This is a genomic window from Massilia scottii (genome assembly GCF_030846495.1).
GTDB lineage: Bacteria > Pseudomonadota > Gammaproteobacteria > Burkholderiales > Burkholderiaceae_D > Telluria_A > Telluria_A violaceinigra.
Genome location: NZ_JAVCWM010000007.1, coordinates 164424 through 186352 on the forward strand (window position 1 = coordinate 164424; position 21929 = coordinate 186352).

Consider the following 21929-nt stretch of genomic DNA (forward strand, 5'->3'; position numbering starts at 1 on the left):
CCCGGCACTGCCGGAAACGACGGGGCATTTAGTGAAAACTCACCCACCGCGCAGGAATCTCGATATTCCCCGAGCGTGCGGCAGCCGCATACGCGTGCATCTCCGCGACGACCGCTTCAAGTTGTTCCATGTTCGGGTTCTCTAAAAAACCCTTCATCCGTTCATTCAGTGACGCTTGCTGGTCATGCCATTCGTAGCGAGCAGACTTGCTCATACATCCTCCTTGAAAGACTAAACTTTGCCAGAAATGATGCACCACTTCGGTGCGATGACGCACATTCTGCCTGGCACGCCGTCCCCGTACCGCCTCAAGGCGCGCGCAGAACGCTGCGGTAAAACAGATCCAGGCGCTGCTCCACTGCCTTGACCACCTCTTCCCGCTCTTGCGGAACCGGTTGAAACAAGAACCGCCCGAAGTATTCACCCTGCACGCAGTTCAGCAAAAACGTCGGAACCAGTTCCAGCGCCAGATCCTCGCGCAACTGGGCCCGGATATCGGCACGCGCAAAATAGCGCATCAGCATGTCGCGCGTCTGGCGTGGCCCCGCTTCGTAAAACGATGCGGACAATTCCGGATTCGACGCCGCTTCCGCAATCACCATGCGCTGCATGCTCAGGGCTTCCGGCGCCGTGATCATGTCGAAAAAATGCAGGCTGAACTCGGAAATGACCTGCTTGAGCGGGCGCATGTCCTGCTCCACAGCGCTGGCGGTAAAGAACCGGCTGCGGTTAGCCAGCAGCACCGCCTGAAACAAGCCCGCCTTGCCGCCGAACTTCACGTAAATCGTGCGCACCGCCACGTGCGCTTCGCGGGCAATGGTTTCCAGGCTGACCTTGCCATAGCCGTGCTTGAGCATCAGCTGGCCGGCGGTGTCGATCAGATTATTGTGGCGCGCCTCGAGCTCGCTAGCGCGCGGACGGCCCGCCGATTTGGCGGCCGGAACGGGTGGGGCAGGGTTGGCTGTCGTCATGGCCACCACTCTAATTCAATCTTAAATGAAATGCAATCGTTTCATTTCTTGACTTGGTGCAATGCATAAGGAATAATGCACTTACCCCATTTCATTATCCGGAGCAGTACCATGTCGCAAGCACAAGCCAAGGCCGAGCCACAAGCCCTCGCCGCCGTTCCATCCGTCGCGGCGCCCGCCGCGACCCCGCCCAACTGGCGCGTGCGCGGCATTCTGGCCCTGATCGCCCTGGTGGCAGCCGGCGCGGGCGGGCGCATGTGGTACCGCAGCTCCCATTTTGTCGAAACCGAGAACGCCTATGTCTCCGGTCACGTGCATCCGGTATCGGCGCGCATTTCGGGCGTGGTCACCAAAGTGCTGGTGGAAGATAACCAGCGCGTCAAGGCGGGCGACGTGATCGCCGAACTCGATCCGGCCGACCAGCGCGTCAAGGTCGAACAGATCCAGGCGCAGATCGCCAGCGCCCGGCAGCAGGTATTGCAGGCCGACGCCCAGGTCGAACAGGTGCGCGCGCAGGCCGCCGCCGCCTCGGCCCAGGTACTGCAATCGGAAGCGCAGCTGGTGCGCGCCAGGCAGGACGCCGAGCGGTTCGGCCAGTTGTATAACGCGCAGATGAAGGCCGTGTCGAAAGCGGAACTCGACGCCGCCAACGCCGGCCGCGCCGGCGCCGTCGCCGACGTGTCGGCCCGCCGCGGCACCGTGGTCGCGGCCAAGGCCCAGATCACCGCCGCCGGCGCCGCGCGCGACGTCGTCAAGGCCCAGATCAAGGTCCTGCAAACCCAGTTGAAGGACGCCCAGCAGCAGCTGGCCTACAACCGCATCGTCGCGCCCGTCGAAGGCCGCCTTGGCCGCCGCAGCGTGGAAGTGGGCGCGCGCGTCCAGCCCGGCCAGCAGCTCGCCGCCATCGTGCAGGACGAGGTCTGGATCACCGCCAATTTCAAGGAAACCCAGTTGGCCGGCCTGCAGCCTGGCCAGTCGGTCCACGTGGTGATCGACGCCATGCCGAAGCACCCGCTGGTCGGGCGCATCGACAGCTTCTCGCCGGCGTCGGGCAACCAGTTCGCGCTGCTGCCGGCCGATAACGCCACCGGTAACTTCACCAAGATCGTCCAGCGCGTGCCGGTCAAGATCGTGCTGCGCGCGGAAGACGTCAAGGCCCTGCGCGGCCGCCTGGTGCCCGGCATGTCGGCACTGGCCGAAGTCGAACTTGGCCAGGCCGCTCCCGCCACCACGAGCGCGACCGCACCGGCCGCTCCCGCAGCCCACTAAGCATAGTTCATGAGCAGCCCGACCAACACCATGACCGCCGGAACAATGGCGGCAGCGCCGCCGATCTCCGACAAGGTCGACATGCGCACCTGGATCGCCGTCGCCGCCGGCATGCTGGGCGCCTTCATGGCGATCCTGGACATCCAGATCACCAACTCCTCGCTCAAGGATATCCTCGGCACCCTCTCGGCCACGCAGGAAGAGGGCTCTTGGATCTCCACCGCCTACCTGTGCGCCGAAATCGTCGTCATCCCGATGACCGCGCTGCTGGCGCGCGTGTTCGGCATGCGCATGTACATGATGGGCACGACCGCCCTGTTCCTGGTCTTCTCGACCCTGTGCGGCACCGCCTGGAACCTGGAAAGCATGATCGTGTTCCGCATGCTGCAGGGCTTTACCGGCGGCGCGCTGATTCCGATGGCGATGACCTTGGTGATGGCCAAGCTGCCGCCGTCGCGCCGTTCGGTCGGCATGGCCATCTTCGGCCTGACCGCGACCCTGGCGCCGGCCATGGGCCCGACCCTGGGCGGCTATCTGTCCGAGCTGTACGGCTGGCCGTCGATCTTTTACATCAACTGGGTGCCTGGCCTCTTGCTGATCGGCGGTATCTGGTGGGGCCTGGACCGCGACCGCGGCAATCTTGGCCTGCTGGCGAAAGCCGACTGGCTCGGCATCGTCATGATGGCCATGGGCCTGGGCTGCCTGACCATCTTCCTGGAAGAGGGCAACTCGAAGGACTGGTTCGATTCGAGCTTCATCATCACCTTTGCCGCGCTGTCGCTGGTGGGCCTGGTGGGGTGGGTGACAACGAGCCTCACGCGCGCCGATCCGTTCGTGAACCTGCGCCTGTACGGCCAGCGCAACTTCATCGTCGCCACCATTTTGTCGGCGGTGATCGGCATGGGCCTGTATGGCTCCTCGTTCCTGCTGCCGCTGTACCTGGGCCAGATCGCCGGCTACACGCCGATGCAGATCGGTGAAGTCATCATGTGGGCCGGCCTGCCGCAACTGTTCATCATGCCGTTCGCCGCCGCGCTGTCGTCCAAGGTCGACAACCGCATCCTGTGCTCCATCGGCCTGACCCTGTTCGGGATCTCGTGCCTGATGAATTCGCACATGGATGCCACCACAGGATACGACCAGCTTTTCTGGTCTCAGGTCGTGCGCGCCCTGGGCCAGCCTTTCATCATGCTGACCTTGTCGAGCTTCGCGATGCATAAAGTCGCGCCGGCCGATACCTCGTCGGCATCGAGCCTGTTCAACATGACGCGCAACCTGGGCGGCTCGATCGGCATCGCCATGCTGGCCACCACGCTCACCAACCGCGAGCACTTCCACTCCGCGATCATCGGCCAGTCGGTCACGGCGATGTCGGCCCCGGTGCAGCAACGGCTGGACCAGCTGACCCAGACCTTCATGGCCAGCGGCATCGATCCCGCCACCGCCGCCAACCAGGCGCTGGCCGTGATCGACCGCGTGGTGCGGCGCGAAGCCTATGTCATGGCCTATAACGATGGCTTTGTCATCATGGCCGTATTCCTGTTCGCTTGCGTCGGCGCGCTGCTGTTCGCCGACAACGTCAAAGCCCCGTCCGGTCCCGGCGCGGGCGCTCATTAAAGTAGGGAGAATCACCTTGAAGCCACTGATCCTGTGCGCGCTGCTGGCGCTGTCCGGCTGCGCCACCATCGGCACCGATTTCGTCGAACCTGTCGCCGCGGCCAACCCGGCATGGCGCCACGCCGGCGCCGGCAACCTGGCTAGCGCGCGCCTGCCGGCGAGCTGGTGGACCGTGTTCGGCGACACGACCCTCAACGACCTTGAGCAGCGCGCCGTGCGCGACAATCCGGGCGTAAAAGCGGCTGCGCAGCGCCTGCTGCAGGCGCAGGCGCAAATGGGCAACCTGCGCGCCGCGCAGTCGCCGAGCGTCAACCTCACCACCTCGGCGGCCAATTCGCGCACCTCCGCCGAAACCTCGCAAAGCCTGGCCCTGGGCGGGCGCTCGATCGAAGGGAGTAACTACGTCGTCGGCGCCTCGCTGTCGTATGAGCTGGACCTGTGGGGCCGCGTCAAGCGCGTGGTGGAAGCGGCCGACGCCCAGGCCCTGGCCGCGCAGGATGACCGCGATGGCGTGATCCTGCTGCTGTCGGCGCAGGTGGCCGGCACCTACTGGCAGTTGCGCGGCATGGACGCCGAAATGGCCATCCTCAAGAATGCACTGGCAACCCGTGGGGAATCGCAGCAGCTCATTGAAGCGCGTTTCGACGCCGGCCTGTCGAACGAACTCGATGTCTCGCGTGCCCGCATCGAGCGCGCCAACGCCGAAGCGGACCTGCACGAAGTGCAGCGTCAGCGCAACCTGCTCGAACACAGCCTGGCCGCCCTCGTCGGCGTGTCGCCATCGTCGCCGCTGATCGCCGCCGCCGCCAAGGTGGACTTGCCGGCGCCGCCGGCCATTCCGGTCGGCCTGCCGGCCAGCCTGCTGGCGCAGCGGCCGGACCTGGCGTCGAGCGTGGCGACCCTGCGCGCGGCCAATGCGCAGGTGGCGGTGTCGGAAGGCGCGTTCTATCCGTCGTTGACCCTGACCGGCAATTTCGGTTTCGCATCCGAGAGTCTGAGCAATCTGACCAATAGCGGTGCGCGCCAGTTTTCCATCGGCCCGCTGGCCTTGTCGCTGCCGCTCTTCGATGGTGGCCGTAACAAAGCCAATCTGGCGATGTCGCAGGCACGCTACGCCGAAGCGCGTGCCAATCATGAAACGAAGCTGCTGACGGCCTTGCGCGAAGTGGAAGATGCGCTGTCGGACGTGCAGCAGCGTCAGCGCCAGGGCGAAGTACAGGCCCAGTCGCAGCAGGCCGCCGCACGCGCTTACCTGGTGGCGCAGGCGCGCTATGAGCGTGGCTTGTCGACCTATCTGGACGTGACGGACGCCCAGCGCAGCTCGCTCAATGCCGACCGCGCAGCGGCGCAAATCCGCACCCAGCGCCTGCTGGCCAGTGTGGCGGTGGCGCGTTCGCTCGGTGGCGGCTGGACCCAGCAAGCGGCCGAGGCGACCATCGCCCAGGCGTCGCGTTAAGGTGTACCCGCAGTGGTGCGGTCGCCGCGCTACTGCGGGCCGAAGTGCTCCAGCAGAAAATCGACGAAGGTGGTCAGTTTCGGCGTGGCCTGACGGTCGCGCGGATACATGATGTGCATCGTGCGCGGCGCCGGAATATGCGCTTCCAGGAGCGACACCAGCCGTCCCGCGGCCACTTCCTGCGCCAGCATCACCTCCGCCTGCATCACAATCCCGAAGCCCGCCAGCGCTGCCTGTTTCAGCGCCTGGCCATTGTTCGACCGGAACCGGCTGGCCCGCGCCGGCGCACCGCCGTCATCGTCGCCCAGGCGCCAGCGCACCAGTTTTTTCCAGTGCATGAAGTCCAGGCACTCGTGCTGCGCCAGATCGGCCGGCACGCGCGGCTCGCCGTGGCGCGCAAGGTAATCGGGCGAGGCGCAGATCAGCATGCGGTAAGGGCGCAGCCGGCGCGCGATCATGCCCGAATCATCGAGTTCGCCAATGCGGATGGCCGCATCGTAGCCATCGTCCACCACGTCGACCAGGCGGTCGTTCAATTCCAGGTCGAGGCTCACTTCGGGATGCCGCGCCAGATAGCTGGGCAGCAGCGGCGAGAGCGATTCGCTGCCGAAGGTGACGGGCGCGCTGATGCGCAGGCGTCCGCGCGGGGCGAGCCGCATCGCTTCCGCGCCCGATTCGGCCGCGCGCACCTGCGCCAGGATGCTGCGGCACTGCTCCACATACTGTTCGCCGATTTCGGTCAGGCTCTGGCGCCGCGTGGTGCGCGCGAGCAGGCGCGCGCCCAGGCGCTCTTCCAGGAAGCGGATGTGCTTGCCGACCATCACGGCCGACATGTCGAAACGCGCGGCGGCCGCGGTGAAGCTGCCGTCGTCCACCACCGCGGTGAAAATTTCCATGCTGCGCAGCTTGTCCATTGATTCCGAATCGTGAGTGAGCAATATCCGTCATATTAGTCCATTTATCTTCATTGCTAAGGGATCGATACTGATTGCTCCCATCGTCCATTTCTCAACTTCTATGGAGTAGCTATGAAAATCATCGTCATCGGCGCCAGCGGCACCATCGGCAAGGCAGTTTCCTCCCATCTGGCCGCGCGCCACGAGATCGTGACCGTGGGCGCCAACAGCGGTGATCTGCGCGCCGATATCCGCGACATCGCCCAGGTGCGGCATCTGTTCGGGCAGGTCGGCAAGGTCGACGCCGTGGTGGTGGCCGCCGGGGCCGTGCATTTTGGACCGCTGGCCGAATTGGGACCGGAGCAGTTCCAGGTCGGCATTGCCAGCAAGTTGATGGGGCAGGTGAATGTGGCGCAGGTGGCGCCGGCGTTTTTGAACGATGGCGGATCGATTACCTTGATCAGCGGGATCGTGGGGGAGCAACCGATCCGGTACGGGGCGTCGGCCAGCATGATCAATAGCGCCGTGGAGGGGTTTGTGCGCGGCGCCGCGATCGAACTGCCGCGCGGCTTGCGCATCAATGCCATCAGCCCGACGGTGCTGGAAGAATCGCTCGATGCGTATGGCCCCTATTTCTACGGATTCGAGGCGGCGCCGGCCAGCCGCGTGGCGCTGGCGTACAGCCGCAGCGTGGAAGGGGCGCAGACGGGGCAGGTGTATCGGGTGCGGTAGGCCGCCACGCTTGTTAGCGCCAGGAACAAGGCGGATAATGGCTCGCCACCCCATCCGCCTGAAGGCCTCGCATGCTCCCCGACTTCTATGTTTGCAGCAGCTGTCATGAACGATTCGATTTCAAGTTTCGTGAGGCGTACTATTACATGGGCGCGGCGCCGCTGGACAAGCAAATCGCCGATGCCGATCTGCTGTGGGTCAATGTGCGTCCCGCGTGGTGCAAGGATTGCGAGTGCGTTTGCGTGGTGGAGGACATTGCTCCTCTAAGGGTATTTGAAGATGCGTATGGCGCCGCGCGTGCCGGCCGCCCAGTCGAGTACCCGGCGTATTCCGAGTACATGAAGGCACCGGACGCGCTACGGGAACTCGGAGACCAGCTGCGCTGGCGAATGGGGCGCCGCCATGCTGCCCGGGCGCTCTGTTGCGGAGGATCGCGCTATCAGTGGATGGATGTGGCCCAGCCCCTCCTGAAGCATGCGCAGTGCGACTTCGGTTTCATCGACTCCCGCGTTCACATAGGTTCGTATTGCGGGCCTGGTCCCGGCGTGTATGCCCCGGCAAATATCCGACTATACGACCCGGAAGGGGAATTGATCGGCCAGCTGACGTGGCGCAAACAGGATGGGCGCATGTGGGATATCGAGCCGATGCGGTATCCGCCGCCTGCCGCTGACGATTGAGACCGCGTACAGCGCAGGTTCGGGAACGCAGGCACGGCGGCTTGCCGAATCAGCTTGATCAGCATGTTCTTTCGGGCGATGTCCGGGTTTGTGAAAATGTAGCGCTCGCGTTGTGTCAGAAGTTCCAGCTATGCCAGCTGCCGGTCACGGCGGCGTGATGGGAGTGTCGTCCCAGGTGGAGGCGGCAAAAATGCTCGCGCATGGGTGCGCAGCGTTAAAATAGGCCACGGATGAGGCACAACCGGAGGAGGATCATGAAAGCTAACGCACCTGTTCACGCTCCCGATACTGTACGCCCGGACGCAGTCCCCGCCGCGCATGGCGCGGTGGCTGCGTTCGAGGACCGGCGCCCGGCCGCCGCTGCGCAGCGCCAGCTCATGCAGATGGCCGGCGCCAGTGCACGCGTGCAGCGCCAGCGCGATCTCGCAGCCAGTGCCGGCAGCGGCGGCTTGCCGCCCGCTCTGAAAAGTTCGGTCGAGGCGATGTCCGGCATCTCGATGGACGCAGCGCGCGTGCACTACAATTCTGCGCGGCCGGCGCAACTTGGTGCGCTCGCGTACGCGCAAGGTTCGGACATCCACCTCGGGCCCGGTCAGGAGCGCCACCTGCCGCACGAGGCCTGGCATTTGGTGCAGCAGGCGCAGGGCAGGGTCACTGCCACCATGCAGCAGAAGGGCGTGGCGATCAACGATGACCAGGGCCTCGAACGCGAAGCCGATGTCATGGGGGCGCGTGCGCAGTCGACCCAGCTGGCGAGCGAGCGGACGGGCGGGGTCACGCTGGCGCACGGCGGACGCGTATTGCAAGGCCTGTTCGACAGCGTCGAGAACGCGATCAATAACAAGCGCAAGGCGGGCGTCGAAATCACCGAAGCCAACGCTGCCGGCAATGGCATCCTGGCGGTCGCGCCACAGGGCGGCTGGGCCGGGATGACTGCGCTGGCCAAGGCCGCCGCGTGGACGCATACCGCCAATCTCCCGGACGCCAACGGCGCGCTGACCCAGTGGCATATGGCCGACGCCGCCTCGGCCGCGATGGCCGGCAACTTCGGAGGTGCTGGCGGCAAAAGCGTGGCGATGCAGTGGGGATCGGTCCAGATGACCGAGGATTACGGCGAATTCGAATGGATCATCCGCCATCCCTCCACCGTGGTCGGCATCACCCACTATCGTGATGAACTGGCGGCGATCAGCGCGGCGCGCGGCGATGTGCGCGCCGCGCTGGCCGGCGTAGGGGCAGCCAGTATCGTCATCGCCCGCAATACCGATCCGGCCGCTGGCGAGGCGTACTTGATCACGCCGGGCGCCACCAACGCCGCATCGAGCCAGATAACCTTCGAGTCGACCGACCGCGCAGTTACCAAGAGGGCCTTGATGGAGGGCTTGTCGCATGGCCTCGACAGGCGCAATATCCCGAACCGCGCGAGCCTGGCCGACGCCGACGCCGACGTGGCCAATACCGTCGCCACGGCGGCCGCGCGGGTGGCCGTCGCCGGCGTCGACATGGAACTGATCATGGCGTACCTGATCGGCGATGTTTGCCACAAGATGGCCGTGCTTATTCCGGGCAACGGGTGGGGTGGGGCAGTGGCGGCGAACTTCAAGCAGTGGCGTACCCTGTTCCCCAAATCGCATCCATCGCAGATCATGTTCCAGGCGATGGACGCTCCGCCCACACAAACCAATATCGGCGCGCTCAATGGCGCCATCGCGGGGCAGGCGGCCGCCATTGTCGATGATATCGTCGACCTGTTCGCGAGCAAACTGTGGACCATGCGCATGGAATGGAGTCCAGGGCATTTTGATGCCGCCTCGGACCCGGCCGGCGACTTGTTTGGCTCTCTCCAAGGTCCCGGCATCCTGCCCGCCGGCGGCATGCCGGCCCTGCGGGTGGCGCTGGACGGTTTCGTCACTTATCACGGGGTGGCCCCGGCTGCGGAATTCGCCAATGCGCTGGCCGCGGTGGTCGATTACACCGGTACCGCGGCCGACGTGGTCAAGAGTACCGGCTTTGCAACCCATTCCGGGTCGAACAAAGGTTTCGCCTTTGAAGACCGGGCCGAAGTCGCGACCGACTTCCCGGGCCTGGCCACCACCTATGCGCGCATCAAGGAGGTGCTGAACCGGTATTGATGTACTGTTGGCCGGCCCGGTCCGCGCATCTGGTCAAGGTCGCCGCGTACGCATGATCGTCATGCGCATCGACCCAAGTCGGTCCGGCAGCGGTACCATGGCGATTGCTGCGCCGGCCTAGTGTGGAATGGCGCGGTGCGTCTCCCGACTTGTTTTTGGTGATGGCGGACACGATAGCCTCCTCACAAAGGGGGGAGTCAAATATAGGCAGGCATGTCAGGCATGTCAGCCGGGATTCCCCCAGCAAGCGTCAATCCAAACGGTCGTCGTTCCTCCAGGAATCGGCAGCGGATCGCCACCGGTTTGTAAAGCGGGTGATGAGCGTCGTTGCGCATTCCCGAACACATGAAAAACTAGAAATTGACGTACTTTGCCCAAGTCCACCCAAGCAATCCGAGCACGCCTCCGACCACAGCGCCAGCCGCCACCACGGTATGGCTGACCGTCTCCGGTGGCCACGCATGCGCAACAAGAACGGCAGCCGCACCGAGCGCCCCGCATAGCAGAGTGCGAAGAAGCGGATGGTGTGCAACCGCCATGGTCGATCTGGCGTCAAAGGCCACAATCGTCCCGAAGTAGGCGCCAAGGACTGTGAGCATGCATACCGTAGTCAGAACATCATGCCAATTCCAGCTTTCATCGTTCGAGCTTACCCAGGATAGACTGAAAAGACCGGTTAGCAATATCCCCACGACGAATGCGACTGCAACCAGCAGGATGGTCGCCAGGGCAATAGCCCATTTCGATCTGGTCAAGCGTCGAAAACTCATAGGGATACCCATCGGATGATTGCGCGGTCACGCGGATTGATTATATCCACACTGTGGACGAGATCCGTGACGCGCCACCCGCGCCATTCGGACTGCCGTTGTCGCGCGCTGGTGGCGACTTAGCGGTTGCTGCGCCGCCAGGCTTGCGGCGCCATCCCGATCTGCATCTGGAACGCGCGCGTGAAATGCGACTGGTCGCAAAAGCCGTGCGCGTGCGCGATGTCGGTGAGCGCTTCATCGCCGGCCAGCATGGCTTCGCAGGCCGCCGCCACGCGCCGCCGCAGCACGTAAACACGGGCCGGGACGCCGACCGCGTTCTTGAATGCGCGCGAAAAGTGGCTCACGCTCAGGCCCACGGTGGCGGCCAGGTGCGTAGTGCGCAGGGTGGCGCACAGGTTGGCGTCGATATGCGCCGTCAGCTGGCGTACCTGCCAGGGCGCGAGGGCGCCTTTCTGCTCAGGCGATTCGGCAAAGCGCGCCGCGTGGAAGCGGCGAACCGGCGGGGCCTTCGATACGGTGGAAATCAGGGTCGCTTGCATGGGTCGCTCCAGGGTGGCATGACGATGCTCCGTCAGCGACGATGATGCGTGAAGCCAGCCTGGGCGAACAGGGCCACTCGGGTGACTGTGTACCCCCACGAAAGTGTTGGTGCGATGGCGTTGCGGCACCAGCCAGACCGCCCATGGTTACAAGCCGATAAACCCGCGCTCGATCCCGATCGTCACCGCGTGCGTGCGGTTGTTGGCCCCCAGCTTGTCCATGATATTGCGCAGGTGCCCCTTGACGGTATCCTCCGACAGCGCCAGTTCGCCCGCCACCTGCTTGTTGCTGTGGCCCCGGGCGATCAGCTGCAGCACCTGCACTTCGCGCGGGGTCAGGCATTCCTGGCCCAGGTGGTTGGCCAGTTCGGCCGCGATCTCCGCCGGAAAATAGCGCTTGCCGGCAGCGAGCGCGCGGATCGCCTCCGTCAGCTCCTTGCGCAGCGCGCTCTTGAGCAGATACGCCTGCGCGCCCGAACGGATCGCCTGCAGCGCACGCGCGTCGCCCCGGTAGGTGGTCAGCACGGCGATGCGCGCCTGTGCGAATTCGGCGCGGATCGCCTGGATCGCTTCGATGCCGTTCATGTCCGGCATCTGGATGTCGATCAGCGCCACGTCCGGCTGCAGCACGCGGTACTGCGCCACGGCCTCGCGCCCGTCGCCGGCTTCCCCGGCCAGGCACATATCGGGCTGGCTGGCGATGACGGCGGCGATCCCTTCCCGCATCATCGGATGGTCGTCGCACACCAGCACGCGGATGGGTGTCGTTTCAGATGTCATTGGTCCCCTCTTTTATCGTTTTCGTACGCAGCCACGCAAACAGGCTCCTCGTTCCGCGCCGGTACGCCAGTTGTGCCTTCATGCTGAGCCGGACCTCGCTGCCGCGCGCCGGGTCGCTGTCGATGGCCAGCTGGGCGCCGATGCGGCCGACCCGCTCGTGCATGCCGCGCAGCCCCCAGTGGTCGGCCCGCCCCATCGGCGTCAGGTAGACGCGGGCGATGCCCAGGCCATCGTCGCTGACCGTCATCTGGAACTGGCGCGCGCCGTAGTCGATATCGACCTTCACATGCAGCGCGCGCGCATGGCGAAATGCGTTGACGATCGCCTCGTGCCCGACCTGGTACACCTCGTCGCGCACCAGCGGGCGCAGTGGCGCCGGCGAGCCGCGCACCGTGAGCGCAAAGCGCGCGCCGCCTTTCTGTTCGAGTTCCGCGCCGAGCGCCGCCAGGGCCTCGTGCAGCTCGCTCAGGTCGACCGCGCCGGTGCGCAGGTCGCGCACGCGGTCGCGTCCTTCGATCAGCACCTCGTCGGCGCGGTCCAGCGCTTCTTCCAGGCTGCGGCGCGCCGGGCTGTCGGCCGGGATGGTGTAGACGATCGCCTGGAAGCGCAAAATCAGCCCGTGCACGCCCTGCAGCAAGGTGTCGTGCAGGTCGCGCGCGATGCGTTCGCGTTCGCTGTGGCGTTCCTCGATGCGCTCGCGCAGGCGTTCGGCGGCGCGCCGCATGTTCATCCGGTACAGCATCCACAAGGCGGCAAACGTCAGCGCGCCGGCCAGCAGCAGGAACAGCGGCTGACGGTACAGCGCCGGCGGGATGCTGAACTCGAACACGGCTTCCTGCGTGCTGGGCAGGCCGTCCTGGTTATGCGCCAGCACGCGGAAGCGGTACTTGCCCGCACCGAGCCCGGTGTAGACCGCCTCGCGCTGGCGGCCCGCATCCTGCCAGGCGACGTCGTAGCCGTCCAGGCGATAGCGAAAGTTCAGCCGCTCGGGCGCGGACAGGCTCAGGGCCGTGTAGTCGATCACGATGCGCTGCGCGCCGGCGGCCAGCGTGGCCGGCGCGCCGCTGGCCACACGCACGCCGTCCCCATGGACGGACTCGATCAGCACCCTCGGCCCGGCCAGGTCGGGATGCGCACGCTCCGGATCGATCCAGGCAACGCCGTTACTGGTCGAGAACCACAGCCGCCCGTCGCGGCTGCGCACCGCCGTGGGCAGCGGCAGCACCTGGTACGGGTCGTTCGCCAGCCCGCCCATCAAGTCGTACGAGCGGTAGCGGATGCGGTAAGCCGCATCGGCGTAGGCGCGCGCCAGTTCGGCGGCGGTCAGCTGGAAAATGCCTGAGCGCGAGTGCACCCACAGGTCGTCGCCGCTGCCATCCTTGAGCGGCACCACGATGATGGCGTAGATGTTGGCGAACAGGCCGTTGTCGGGCAGGCGCAGCGCGTGATAGCGCTCGCCGTCGATGTAGCCGATGCCGCGCTGGCCGCCGACCCAGGTGCGCTGGCCGTGGTGAGTGATGGTGGTGACGTGGCCGATGTCCATGCCGTCCGCCTGGCCCCAGCGCCTTTCGCCGCCGCGTTTTTCGCCTTCGCGCGTGACCAGCAGGTTGTCGCGGTAGCCGAACCACAGCCGCCCTTTGGCGTCGGCCGACGCGGTGACCGGCATGCGCTGGTTGGCCGAGGGCGATGGCGGCGGCGTGGCGATCCACACGCCGTCGTGCAGGCGGAACAGGCCAAGGCGGTTGAACGACACCCACAGGTCGCCGGCGGCGTCGCGCGCCATCGCCCGCACCGACGATTCGGCCAGGGCGGCCGGCGGCAGGTCGGCGAAGTGTTCCAGGCGCGCGCCGCGCGAGCGCCAGATGCCGCTCGGCCCACCCATCCAGATGGTGCCATCGAGATCGCGCATCGCGCACGACACCGGCGCCGGCATGTCCAGCACGTCCATGCCGCCATCCGTCAGGCGCATGGCTGGCCGGTTGCTGGGTCCCGCCCACAGGCTGCCGTCGTTGCCGGCGACGAGGGCGAAGTTGAGCGACCCGGGCGGAAAGCCGGCCGGCATCAGCGCGCGCGGGCGAAAGCGATCCAGTCCGCCATTGCTGCCGACCCAGAGGTTGCCTTCGCCGTCTTCGAGCATCTTCCAGATGAAATCCGAACTGAGGCCGTCGCGCGCGGTAAACGAGGTGCGCGTGTGGAGGGCGCCGATGCTGGTCGGCTTGGCCACGTACTGCACGCCGTTGCCGGTGGTGCTGATCCACAGGCTGCCGCTGCGGTCGAACAGCAGGCCGATGGCCGGCGTGCCGGTGGCGAGGGAGCTGGAAGTGAGGTGGCCGTCCAGCAGTACCACGCGATGGATCTTGCCGCTGTAGCGCTCCGTGAGCCAGATGGCGCCATCGGGCGCCTGCGTGATCTGGCTGACCCAGTCGACCGCCAGGCCGCTGTCGATGAAACAGCGTTCGCCCTTGGGCAGGTACAGGAGCCGGTTTTCGTTGGCGGCCCACAGGGTGCCGCCGCCGTCGACGAACACCGCGCGCGCTTTCTTCCCGGGGAAATGCCATTTGGTGCTCACCAGCTCCCAGTGCGTGCCGTTGTAGCGCGCCAGGCCATCGTCGGCGGCGATCCAGATCGCCCCGGCGCGGTCGCGCGCAAGGCTGTACACGGCGCCTTCGGGCAGGTTGGGGCCGGGCAGGTGTTCGCGCATGCCGTGCGGGCCGATTACGCGCACGCCGCCGAAACGCAGGCCGACCCACAGTTCGTCGTCGACCGCCAGCAGCGAGGCGACGATGTTAAGCGTGTTCAGGCCGGGCGCTTCGTAGCGCACGAAGCGAAAGCCGTCGAAGCGGAACAGCGATTCATTGGTGCCCAGCCACAGGTAGCCGTCGCGCGTCTGGGCGATGGCGCCGACCTGGCTCGGGCCGCCGTCGGCCGCGATCCAGCGCCGGTGCTCCAGGTGGTCGAGCGGGCGCACTTGCGCATGTGCGGCGCCGCTGGACGCGAGCACCAGCACGAGGGCGGCCTTGCGCCACCAACGTGTGCTGGACATGCTGTGCGGGTTCATACGTGGTTCGTCCTGTTCGCTGTGCGGTCAGCGGCCGGCCTGTCGCTGTTCGTGGCGCCGCGATGATACCATCCGCGCCAGGGGTTCAAGCGGGTGCGCGCGGGCGCAGCCACATCGCGGCGACGACCACGTGCACGATGGAACCGGCTGGCGCGTACCACAGCGCGAGCGGGATCGCGAGCGCATACAGCAGCATCGACGCGAGGTTTTTACGCTTCATCCAGCTCGGTCGCGCGGTGGGCGCGTGCGCCGCGCCGCGCCGGCGCAGCACCTCGTCGAGTACCACGAAGCCGATGGAGCACATCAGCAGCACCGCGCCGTACATGGCCACCGGGGCCGGCTCGAACGGGTGTTCGCCGGCCCAGGCGGTGACGAACGGGATCAGCGAAATCCAGAACAGCAGGTGCAGGTTGGCCCACATGGCGAGGCCGTCGACCTTCTGCACCTTGTCGAACAGGTAGTGGTGGTTGATCCAGTAGATGCCCACGTAGATGAAGCTGAGCAGGTAGCGCAGCATTACCGGCAGCACCGGCGCCAGGTCGTGCGGCGCGGGGCCGTGCGGGGTTTTCAGTTCCAGCACCATGATGGTGATGATGATGGCGATCACGCCATCGCTGAACGCCTCCAGGCGCACTTTGTTCATGCGGCTTCCTTGCCCGGTTCGGGCAGCGCCACTTCGGCGCACAGGATGGCGATCGGGACGAGCAGCGCGATGAAGCCGAACGCCATGTACGCAAAGGCGGCGGCAATGGCGCCGATGGCGAAGGCCAGCAAGGGCCAGAAGAATTTGCCGCAGCGCGCGCTGGTGGCGGCGTCGCCGGCGCCGCGCAGCACGTCGATGCTGTCGATGACGAGCTGGGTCACGTTCCCGGTCATCATGGACGTGGGCGCCAGTTGCGCGAGCAGCAGGCGGCTGCTGGCGCTGTGCGCGCCCATGGCGGCGGTGCCGGACAGGCCCGCCGCCATGGCCAGGGGGGAGGCGGACTCGCCCATGGGCGCGGCGGCCATCCCGGCCAGCATGAAGCCGGCCAGCAGGACCACCTGCAGCAGCAAGGCCAGTGTCAAAGCCGGCCACTGGCGCCGTTCGGAAGCGAGGATCAGCAGGCGCGCCATGGCGATACCGGCGATGAACGCGGGGAAGGCCAGGAACTTGAGCAGGATCGACGCCTTCGAGGCGTCGGCCAGCGCAACCCCGATCAGCACGAAGTTGCCGGTGACATGGGCGGTGAACAATCCGAACAGGGCGACGAAGCCCAGGGTGTCCACGTAGCCCGCCAGGAAGCCCATGTCGATGCTGCGAAGGCGGTTGCGCTGGTCGGGGGTCACGATGTGGCGAAAGCGAGAATGTCGGCGTTGACCTTGTCCTTGTGGGTGTCGGTCAGGCCGTGCGGGGCGCCCGGGTAGATAATCAGCTTGGCGTCCTTGACGATGGCCGCCGACGCTTTGCCCGCAGCGTCGATCGGCACGATCTGGTCGTCGGCGCCGTGGATGATCAGGGTCGGCTTGTCGAATTTTTTCAGGTCGGCGCGGAAGTCGGTTTCGGAGAATGCCATGATCGAGTCGTAGGTGTTCTTGTGGCCGGCCATCATGCCCTGCATCCACCAGGCGTTGATCAGGCCTTGCGATGGCTTGGCGCCAGGGCGGTTGAAGCCGTAGAACGGACCGGAGGCGAGGTCAAGGTAGAACTGCGAGCGGTCCTTGACGGAAGCGGCGCGGATGCCGTCGAACACGTCCATCGGCAGGCCGCCCGGGTTGTCGGCGGTTTTGAGCATCAGCGGCGGGACCGCCGAGATCAGGCCGAGTTTGGCGACGCGCCTGGTGCCGTGGCGGCCGACGTAGCGGGCCACTTCGCCGCCCCCGGTCGAGAAGCCGATCAGGATGGCGTTTTTCAGGTCCAGCGCTTCGATGACCTGGGCCAGGTCGTCGGCGTAGTGGTCCATGTCGTTGCCGGTCCACGGCTGGCTGGAACGGCCATGACCGCGGCGGTCGTGGGCGATGACGCGGAAGCCATTGTTCGCAAGGTGGAACATCTGCGATTCCCAGCTGTCGCTGTTCAGTGGCCAGCCGTGGCAGAACACGACCGGTTGGCCGGTGCCCCAGTCCTTGTAATACAGTTCGACGCCGTCCCTGGTGGTGATGGTGCTGGAAGTGCGTTTGATGGCGGCGGCTGGCGCGGCCTGGGCGCCGGAGCTGAGGGCGGCCAGCGGGATGGCTGCGGCGAGGGAAGCACCGGCGGTGATGGCTGCGCGGCGGGAGAGGGGTTTCTGGTCTTCGTTTGTGGACATGGTTGCATTCGTCATAGATTACGTCGTCGCTCCCGCGGGAACGACGAGGTGGTGGAGGGTGTTACTTGGCCGGCACCGGCGCCAGCACTTCATGTTCGCCCGTGGTGCGTTCCGCCGCCTTGTGCACCATCGTGTAGGCGTAATCGACGCCCATGCCGTACGCGCCCGAGTGTTCGCGCACGATGGCCATGACGGCGTCGTAGGTGTCGCGGTGCGCCCAGTCGCGCTGCCATTCGAGCATGACCTGCTGCCAGGTCACCGGCACCACGCCCGCCTGGATCATGCGCTGCATCGCGTAGTCGTGCGCTTCCTTCGAGGTGCCGCCGGAGGCGTCGGCCACCATGTAGATCTCGTAGTCGCCTTCGGCCATGGCGCACAGCGCGAAGCTGTTGTTGCACACTTCCGTCCACAGGCCGGCCACGATGACCTTTTTACGGCCGTTGGCTTTCAACGCATCGCGCACCTTCTGGTCGTCCCACGAATTCATCGAACTGCGCTCTAAAATCTTCTGGCCCGGGAACACGTCCAGCAGTTCCGGATAGGTGTGGCCCGAAAACGCCTGGGTTTCGACGGTGGTGATCACGGTCGGGATGTTGAACGCCTTGGCGGCCTTGGCCAGCGCCACCGTGTTGTTCTTGAGGACCTGGCGGTCGATCGACTGCACGCCGAACGCCATTTGCGGCTGGTGGTCGATGAAGATCAGTTGCGAGTTGTGTGGCGTCAGGACGTCGAGTTTCGGATTCATGCAATGCACTCCTTGGGTTGAAAAATTGGGCGGGTCAGAACGCGAAGCAGCTGCAGCCAAGCGCGCCCCAGAAGCCGGTATGGCTGGTCACCGGGATGGCCGATTTGCGCGCGAGGCCATGCGCGTGGCCATGCACGCCGCAGGACCCGGCGCACAGGTGCGGCAGCGCCGTGCGGCTTGCCGCTGGCCGGTAATGGCCGCCGAAGGTCTTCACGGGCGACCAGTCGGGCAGCACGGGAATCGGGGCCGGCGCCAGCGGCGCAAAGCCGCCGGCGCCGTACACCACCTTGCCGCCGACGACGGTCAGCACCGATTCGAGCGCCTTGATGTCGTCCTCCGCCACGCTGAAAAAGTCGGCGGACAGCACCGCCAGGTCGGCCAGCTGGCCCGCCTTGATGCGGCCTTTCTGGTGCTGCTCGCTGGAGAACCAGGCGCTGCCCGAGGTCCACAGTTCGAGCGCGGTGGCGCGCGGCATCTGCTGGTCGGCGCCGTACAGGCGCAAGCCGCCGACGGTACGGCCGGACACCAGCCAGTACAGCGCGGTCCATGGGTTGTAGCTGGCCACGCGGGTGGCGTCGGTGCCGGCGCCGACCGGCACGCCGGCTTCCAGCATGCGCGCGATGGGCGGGGTGTGGCGGGCCGCTTCGGCGCCGTAGCGTTCGACGAAATACTCGCCCTGGAAGGCCATGCGGTGCTGGATCGCGATGCCGCCGCCGAGCGCGCGCACGCGGTCGATATTGCGCGGGGTGATGGTTTCGGCGTGATCGAACATCCAGCGCAGGCCATCGAAGGGGATGTCGCGGTTGACCTTCTCAAACACGTCGAGCATGCGCGAGATCGATTCGTCGTAGGTGGCGTGCAGGCGGAATGGCCAGCGCTGCTCGACCAGGTGGCGCACCACTTTTTCGAGTTCGTCTTCCATGCCGGCGGCCAGTTCGGGACGCGGTTCGAGAAAGTCCTCGAAGTCGGCGGCCGAGAACACCAGCATTTCGCCGGCGCCGTTGTGGCGGTAGTAGTCGCTGCCGTCGCCCGGCTTGATCATCCTGGTCCAGGCCTGGAAGTCCTGCAGTTCGGCGCCCTTGTTTTGCGTGAACAGGTTGTAGGCGATGCGCACCGTGAGCTGCTGCTCGCGCGCGAGCTGGTCGACGATGGCGTAATCGTCGGGGAAGTTCTGGAAGCCGCCGCCGGCGTCGATCACGCTGGTCACGCCCAGGCGATTGAGTTCGCGCATGAACTGGCGCGTGGAGTTGACCTGGTGTTCGAGCGGCAGGGCAGGGCCCTTGGCCAGGGTGGCGTACAGGATCATCGCGTTGGGACGGGCGATCAGCATGCCGGTCGGGTTGCCGGCCGCGTCGCGCACGATCTCGCCGCCGGGCGGATTGGGCGTGTCGCGCGTGTAGCCGACCGCCCGCAGCGCGGCGCGATTGAGCAGGGCGCGGTCGTACAGGTGCAGCACGAAGACCGGCGTGTCGGGAGCGGCGGCGTTGAGTTCCTCGATGGTCGGCATGCGCCGTTCGGCGAACTGGAATTCGGTCCAACCGCCGACCACGCGCACCCATTGCGGCGATGGCGTGCGGTCGGCCTGTTCGCGCAGCATGCGCATGGCATCGGCCAGCGAGGGCACACCTTCCCAGCGCAGCTCCAGGTTGTAGTTCAGGCCTCCGCGAATCAGGTGCATGTGCGAGTCGTTCAAGCCCGGGATGACGGTGCGGCCGGCCAGGTCGATGACCTGGGTGGTGGCGGTGCGGTGGCGCATCACGTCTTCAACGTCGCCCACCTCGATGAAGCGTTCGTCGGCGATGGCGACCGCGTTGGCAACGGGGTTGGAACGGTCGGTGGTGTGGAAGCGGCCGTTGATGAGAATGAGGGAGGCGCTCATGCGTTTTCCTTGTCGTTGGCGGGCTCTTGCAGGCCGGTGATCCTGGGGGCGCATTCGGTGGCGAACCAGGCGATGCTCAACGGCTCGCCGGCGATGACGCGCTTGGCGATCGGTACCATTTGCTCGCCGATCAGCATTCCAAGCAGGCCCAGCAGCGCAATGGCAGGCGGGGCGGGCGAACGCACCTGGATCAGTGCGTAGATTATCCCTACCAGCACGCCGGCTCCGATCGACATCAGATACATTACTCACTCCTTCAGATGGCGCAGGGCCGAACGGCGGTCCTGTCGAAAACGAGTATGGAAGACGGGGCGCGGGCGCGATAGAATCAGGATGCTGTTTTTGCCACCTATTTTTGCCAAGGCCCCATGAAAAAACTCCTTCTCCCCGTTCTCCTGATGCTGGCCGGCGCCAGCGGCGCCGCCGAGCAGCCCGCCAGCGTCGTCCAACTGAACCAGATGGCCAAGCGCTACGCCCCGGTCGACCTGCGCGCCGATACGTCGGCCCTGTCCAAAGGCGACAAGGCCGCCATCGTCAAACTGATCGAAGCGGCCAGGATCATCGATACCTTGCAGCTGCGCCAGCGCTGGGCCCACAACGAAGCCCTGTGGAGCGCGCTCAAGAAGGACAAGAGCGCCCTGGGCAAGGCGCGCCTGAACTATTTTTGGCTGAACAAGGGCCCGTGGTCCATCCTCGACGGTAACGAGTCGTTCATGCCCGCCACCTACGCCGGCATCACCATCCCGGCCAAGAAACCGGAAGGCGCCAATTTCTACCCCGAAGGCGCGACCAAGGCATCGCTGGAAGCGTGGATGAACGCGCTCGCGCCCAAGGACAAGGAACAGGCGCAGTGGTTCTTCACCACCATCCGCACTGGCGCCGAGGGCAAATTCAAGACCGTCACCTACGCCGAGGAATACAAGGCCGAGCTGGAAAAACTGGCCGCGCTGCTGCGCCAAGCGGCGGCATCGACCGACAATGCCTCGCTCAAGAAATTCCTGACCCTGCGCGCCGATGCGTTTTTATCGAACGATTACCTGGCCTCCGATTTTGCATGGATGGATCTCGATTCCCCGGTCGATATCACCATCGGCCCTTACGAAACCTATAACGATGAACTGTTCGGGTACAAGGCGGCGTTCGAGGCGTACGTGAATATCCGCGATGAGAAAGAAACCCGGAAGCTCGATTTCTTCAGCAAGCACTTGCAGGAGCTGGAAGACAATCTGCCGCTCGACAAGCAGTACCGCAATCCCAAGGTCGGTGCGCTGGCGCCGATGGTGGTGGTCAATCAGGTCTACGGCGCCGGCGACGGCAATATGGGCGTGCAGACGGCCGCCTATAACCTGCCGAACGACGAGCGGATCATCAGCGCTCGCGGTTCCAAGCGCGTGATGCTGAAAAATATCCAGGAAGCGAAGTTCAAATCGACCCTGACGCCGATCACCAGGCTGGTGCTGCGGCCGGAAGCGCAAAAGGATCTCGATTTCGATTCCTTCTTCACGCACATCCTGGCGCACGAAATCACCCATGGCCTCGGTCCGCACAGCACCACCCAGGACGGCAAGCCGTCGACCCCGCGCCAGGACCTGAAAGACGCGTATTCGACCATCGAGGAAGCCAAGGCCGACATGGCCGGCCTGTGGGCGCTGGCGTACATGATGGACAAGGGCCAGCTGAAAGACACGCTGGGGCAGGGCGAGCTGGCCGAGCGCAAGCTGTATAACACCTTCCTGGCGTCGGCATTTCGCACGCTGCATTTCGGCCTGACCGATTCGCATGCGCGCGGCATGGCGATCCAGCTCAATTACCTGCTCGATCAAGGCGGCTTCGTGTCGCACGGCGACGGCACGTTCTCGGTGGATTTCAAGAAGATCAAACCGGCGGTGATCGACTTGAACCGCGAATTTTTGACCATCGAGGCCACCGGCGACTATGCGCGCGCCAAGGAGATGATGGCCAAGTACGTGGTGATCCGCCCGGATGTGCAGAAGGCACTCGACAAGATGAAGTCGGTGCCGAACGATATCCGCCCGGCGTTCGTCACGGCGGCGGCGCTGGTAAAGGCAAAATGAGCGCGCCGGCATGGCGCAAACGCCAATAATGCCGGTGTATACAGA

The 21929-nt window shown here is 65.6% G+C and carries 20 protein-coding genes; 7 read left to right on the forward strand and 13 right to left on the reverse strand.

Annotated features, from left to right (window positions below; all coding sequences use genetic code 11):
• Nucleotides 1-28 precede the first annotated feature (28 nt).
• Complete coding sequence (locus tag RBA41_RS11965; RefSeq protein ID WP_099875462.1) at nucleotides 29-214, reverse strand: hypothetical protein; 186 nt, start codon at nucleotides 212-214, stop codon at nucleotides 29-31.
• Nucleotides 215-308: 94 nt separating this feature from the next.
• Complete coding sequence (locus tag RBA41_RS11970; RefSeq protein ID WP_306624048.1) at nucleotides 309-971, reverse strand: TetR/AcrR family transcriptional regulator; 663 nt, start codon at nucleotides 969-971, stop codon at nucleotides 309-311.
• Nucleotides 972-1082: 111 nt separating this feature from the next.
• Between RBA41_RS11970 and RBA41_RS11975 the strand changes: the two genes are divergently transcribed.
• From RBA41_RS11975 to RBA41_RS11985, 3 genes are read left to right on the forward strand one after another with little or no spacing between them, the layout of a single operon-like run.
• Nucleotides 1083-2240, forward strand: a complete 1158-nt coding sequence (locus RBA41_RS11975; RefSeq protein WP_306624050.1) for an HlyD family secretion protein — start codon at nucleotides 1083-1085, stop codon at nucleotides 2238-2240.
• Between the two features lie 9 nt (nucleotides 2241-2249).
• Nucleotides 2250-3857: a DHA2 family efflux MFS transporter permease subunit gene (locus RBA41_RS11980; protein WP_306624051.1), complete on the forward strand. Its 1608-nt coding sequence runs from the start codon at nucleotides 2250-2252 to the stop codon at nucleotides 3855-3857.
• A 16-nt stretch (nucleotides 3858-3873) separates the two neighbouring features.
• Nucleotides 3874-5313, forward strand: a complete 1440-nt coding sequence (locus tag RBA41_RS11985) for an efflux transporter outer membrane subunit (protein WP_306624052.1) — start codon at nucleotides 3874-3876, stop codon at nucleotides 5311-5313.
• Between the two features lie 29 nt (nucleotides 5314-5342).
• Here RBA41_RS11985 and RBA41_RS11990 read toward each other — a convergent pair whose 3' ends face one another.
• Nucleotides 5343-6227 carry a LysR family transcriptional regulator gene (locus RBA41_RS11990; RefSeq protein ID WP_306624053.1) on the reverse strand — a complete coding sequence of 295 codons (885 nt, stop codon included), beginning with the start codon at nucleotides 6225-6227 and terminating at the stop codon, nucleotides 5343-5345.
• 114 nt (nucleotides 6228-6341) lie between these two features.
• Here RBA41_RS11990 and RBA41_RS11995 point away from each other — a divergent pair, with 114 nt between their 5' ends.
• The 3 genes from RBA41_RS11995 to RBA41_RS12005 all read left to right on the forward strand — a co-directional run bounded on the left by RBA41_RS11995 (nucleotide 6342) and on the right by RBA41_RS12005 (nucleotide 9753).
• Nucleotides 6342-6941 (forward strand): short chain dehydrogenase, encoded by a 600-nt coding sequence (locus RBA41_RS11995; RefSeq protein ID WP_306624055.1) that lies wholly within the window; start codon nucleotides 6342-6344, stop codon nucleotides 6939-6941.
• A gap of 71 nt (nucleotides 6942-7012) precedes the next feature.
• The gene (locus RBA41_RS12000) at nucleotides 7013-7621 is read left to right on the forward strand and encodes a hypothetical protein (RefSeq protein ID WP_306624057.1); all 609 of its coding nucleotides are present in this window, start codon (nucleotides 7013-7015) and stop codon (nucleotides 7619-7621) included.
• 254 nt (nucleotides 7622-7875) lie between these two features.
• Entirely contained in the window at nucleotides 7876-9753 is a 1878-nt protein-coding gene (locus RBA41_RS12005) for an eCIS core domain-containing protein (RefSeq protein ID WP_306624058.1), read from the forward strand.
• 353 nt (nucleotides 9754-10106) lie between these two features.
• On the opposite strand, the gene RBA41_RS12010 is transcribed toward RBA41_RS12005, so the two are convergent.
• The 10 genes from RBA41_RS12010 to RBA41_RS12055 all read right to left on the reverse strand — a co-directional run bounded on the left by RBA41_RS12010 (nucleotide 10107) and on the right by RBA41_RS12055 (nucleotide 20054).
• On the reverse strand, nucleotides 10107-10508 hold the full coding sequence (locus RBA41_RS12010) for a hypothetical protein (RefSeq protein WP_306624059.1): 402 nt from the start codon (nucleotides 10506-10508) through the stop codon (nucleotides 10107-10109).
• Nucleotides 10509-10642: 134 nt separating this feature from the next.
• A complete protein-coding gene (locus RBA41_RS12015) occupies nucleotides 10643-11062 on the reverse strand; it encodes a helix-turn-helix domain-containing protein (RefSeq protein WP_306624060.1) in 420 nt (139 codons plus the stop codon).
• A 147-nt stretch (nucleotides 11063-11209) separates the two neighbouring features.
• Nucleotides 11210-11842 carry a response regulator gene (locus RBA41_RS12020; protein WP_306624061.1) on the reverse strand — a complete coding sequence of 211 codons (633 nt, stop codon included), beginning with the start codon at nucleotides 11840-11842 and terminating at the stop codon, nucleotides 11210-11212.
• On the reverse strand, nucleotides 11832-14885 hold the full coding sequence (locus tag RBA41_RS12025; RefSeq protein WP_306624062.1) for a sensor histidine kinase: 3054 nt from the start codon (nucleotides 14883-14885) through the stop codon (nucleotides 11832-11834). Before RBA41_RS12025 ends, RBA41_RS12020 begins: the two co-directional genes overlap by 11 nt.
• Nucleotides 14886-14985: 100 nt before the next feature.
• Nucleotides 14986-15543: a TMEM175 family protein gene (locus RBA41_RS12030; protein WP_306624063.1), complete on the reverse strand. Its 558-nt coding sequence runs from the start codon at nucleotides 15541-15543 to the stop codon at nucleotides 14986-14988.
• Nucleotides 15540-16226, reverse strand: a complete 687-nt coding sequence (locus tag RBA41_RS12035) for a YoaK family protein (protein ID WP_306624064.1) — start codon at nucleotides 16224-16226, stop codon at nucleotides 15540-15542. Before RBA41_RS12035 ends, RBA41_RS12030 begins: the two co-directional genes overlap by 4 nt.
• Entirely contained in the window at nucleotides 16223-17185 is a 963-nt protein-coding gene (locus RBA41_RS12040; RefSeq protein WP_306624066.1) for an alpha/beta fold hydrolase, read from the reverse strand. Before RBA41_RS12040 ends, RBA41_RS12035 begins: the two co-directional genes overlap by 4 nt.
• 61 nt (nucleotides 17186-17246) lie before the next feature.
• The gene (locus RBA41_RS12045) at nucleotides 17247-17930 is read right to left on the reverse strand and encodes a hydrolase (protein ID WP_306624067.1); all 684 of its coding nucleotides are present in this window, start codon (nucleotides 17928-17930) and stop codon (nucleotides 17247-17249) included.
• Between the two features lie 34 nt (nucleotides 17931-17964).
• Nucleotides 17965-19809, reverse strand: coding sequence for an amidohydrolase (locus tag RBA41_RS12050; RefSeq protein ID WP_306624068.1), 1845 nt, complete (start codon nucleotides 19807-19809; stop codon nucleotides 17965-17967).
• Nucleotides 19806-20054 carry a DUF1427 family protein gene (locus RBA41_RS12055; protein WP_306624069.1) on the reverse strand — a complete coding sequence of 83 codons (249 nt, stop codon included), beginning with the start codon at nucleotides 20052-20054 and terminating at the stop codon, nucleotides 19806-19808. The genes RBA41_RS12050 and RBA41_RS12055 overlap by 4 nt, the downstream gene beginning before the upstream one ends.
• A 123-nt stretch (nucleotides 20055-20177) precedes the next feature.
• Here RBA41_RS12055 and RBA41_RS12060 point away from each other — a divergent pair, with 123 nt between their 5' ends.
• A complete protein-coding gene (locus RBA41_RS12060; RefSeq protein ID WP_306624070.1) occupies nucleotides 20178-21884 on the forward strand; it encodes a DUF8614 domain-containing protein in 1707 nt (568 codons plus the stop codon).
• Nucleotides 21885-21929 lie beyond the last annotated feature (45 nt).

Bases quoted from the DNA above. Each gene is read 5' to 3' on its own strand.
- RBA41_RS11965 (WP_099875462.1), bottom strand. From the start codon at position 214: ATGAGCAAGTCTGCTCGCTACGAATGGCATGACCAGCAAGCGTCACTG.
- RBA41_RS11970 (WP_306624048.1), bottom strand. From the start codon at position 971: ATGACGACAGCCAACCCTGCCCCACCCGTTCCGGCCGCCAAATCGGCG.
- RBA41_RS11975 (WP_306624050.1), top strand. From the start codon at position 1,083: ATGTCGCAAGCACAAGCCAAGGCCGAGCCACAAGCCCTCGCCGCCGTT.
- RBA41_RS11980 (WP_306624051.1), top strand. From the start codon at position 2,250: ATGAGCAGCCCGACCAACACCATGACCGCCGGAACAATGGCGGCAGCG.
- RBA41_RS11990 (WP_306624053.1), bottom strand. From the start codon at position 6,227: ATGGACAAGCTGCGCAGCATGGAAATTTTCACCGCGGTGGTGGACGAC.
- RBA41_RS11995 (WP_306624055.1), top strand. From the start codon at position 6,342: ATGAAAATCATCGTCATCGGCGCCAGCGGCACCATCGGCAAGGCAGTT.
- RBA41_RS12000 (WP_306624057.1), top strand. From the start codon at position 7,013: ATGCTCCCCGACTTCTATGTTTGCAGCAGCTGTCATGAACGATTCGAT.
- RBA41_RS12005 (WP_306624058.1), top strand. From the start codon at position 7,876: ATGAAAGCTAACGCACCTGTTCACGCTCCCGATACTGTACGCCCGGAC.
- RBA41_RS12015 (WP_306624060.1), bottom strand. From the start codon at position 11,062: ATGCAAGCGACCCTGATTTCCACCGTATCGAAGGCCCCGCCGGTTCGC.
- RBA41_RS12020 (WP_306624061.1), bottom strand. From the start codon at position 11,842: ATGACATCTGAAACGACACCCATCCGCGTGCTGGTGTGCGACGACCAT.
- RBA41_RS12025 (WP_306624062.1), bottom strand. From the start codon at position 14,885: ATGTCCAGCACACGTTGGTGGCGCAAGGCCGCCCTCGTGCTGGTGCTC.
- RBA41_RS12030 (WP_306624063.1), bottom strand. From the start codon at position 15,543: ATGAACAAAGTGCGCCTGGAGGCGTTCAGCGATGGCGTGATCGCCATC.
- RBA41_RS12040 (WP_306624066.1), bottom strand. From the start codon at position 17,185: ATGTCCACAAACGAAGACCAGAAACCCCTCTCCCGCCGCGCAGCCATC.
- RBA41_RS12045 (WP_306624067.1), bottom strand. From the start codon at position 17,930: ATGAATCCGAAACTCGACGTCCTGACGCCACACAACTCGCAACTGATC.
- RBA41_RS12050 (WP_306624068.1), bottom strand. From the start codon at position 19,809: ATGAGCGCCTCCCTCATTCTCATCAACGGCCGCTTCCACACCACCGAC.
- RBA41_RS12055 (WP_306624069.1), bottom strand. From the start codon at position 20,054: ATGTATCTGATGTCGATCGGAGCCGGCGTGCTGGTAGGGATAATCTAC.
- RBA41_RS12060 (WP_306624070.1), top strand. From the start codon at position 20,178: ATGAAAAAACTCCTTCTCCCCGTTCTCCTGATGCTGGCCGGCGCCAGC.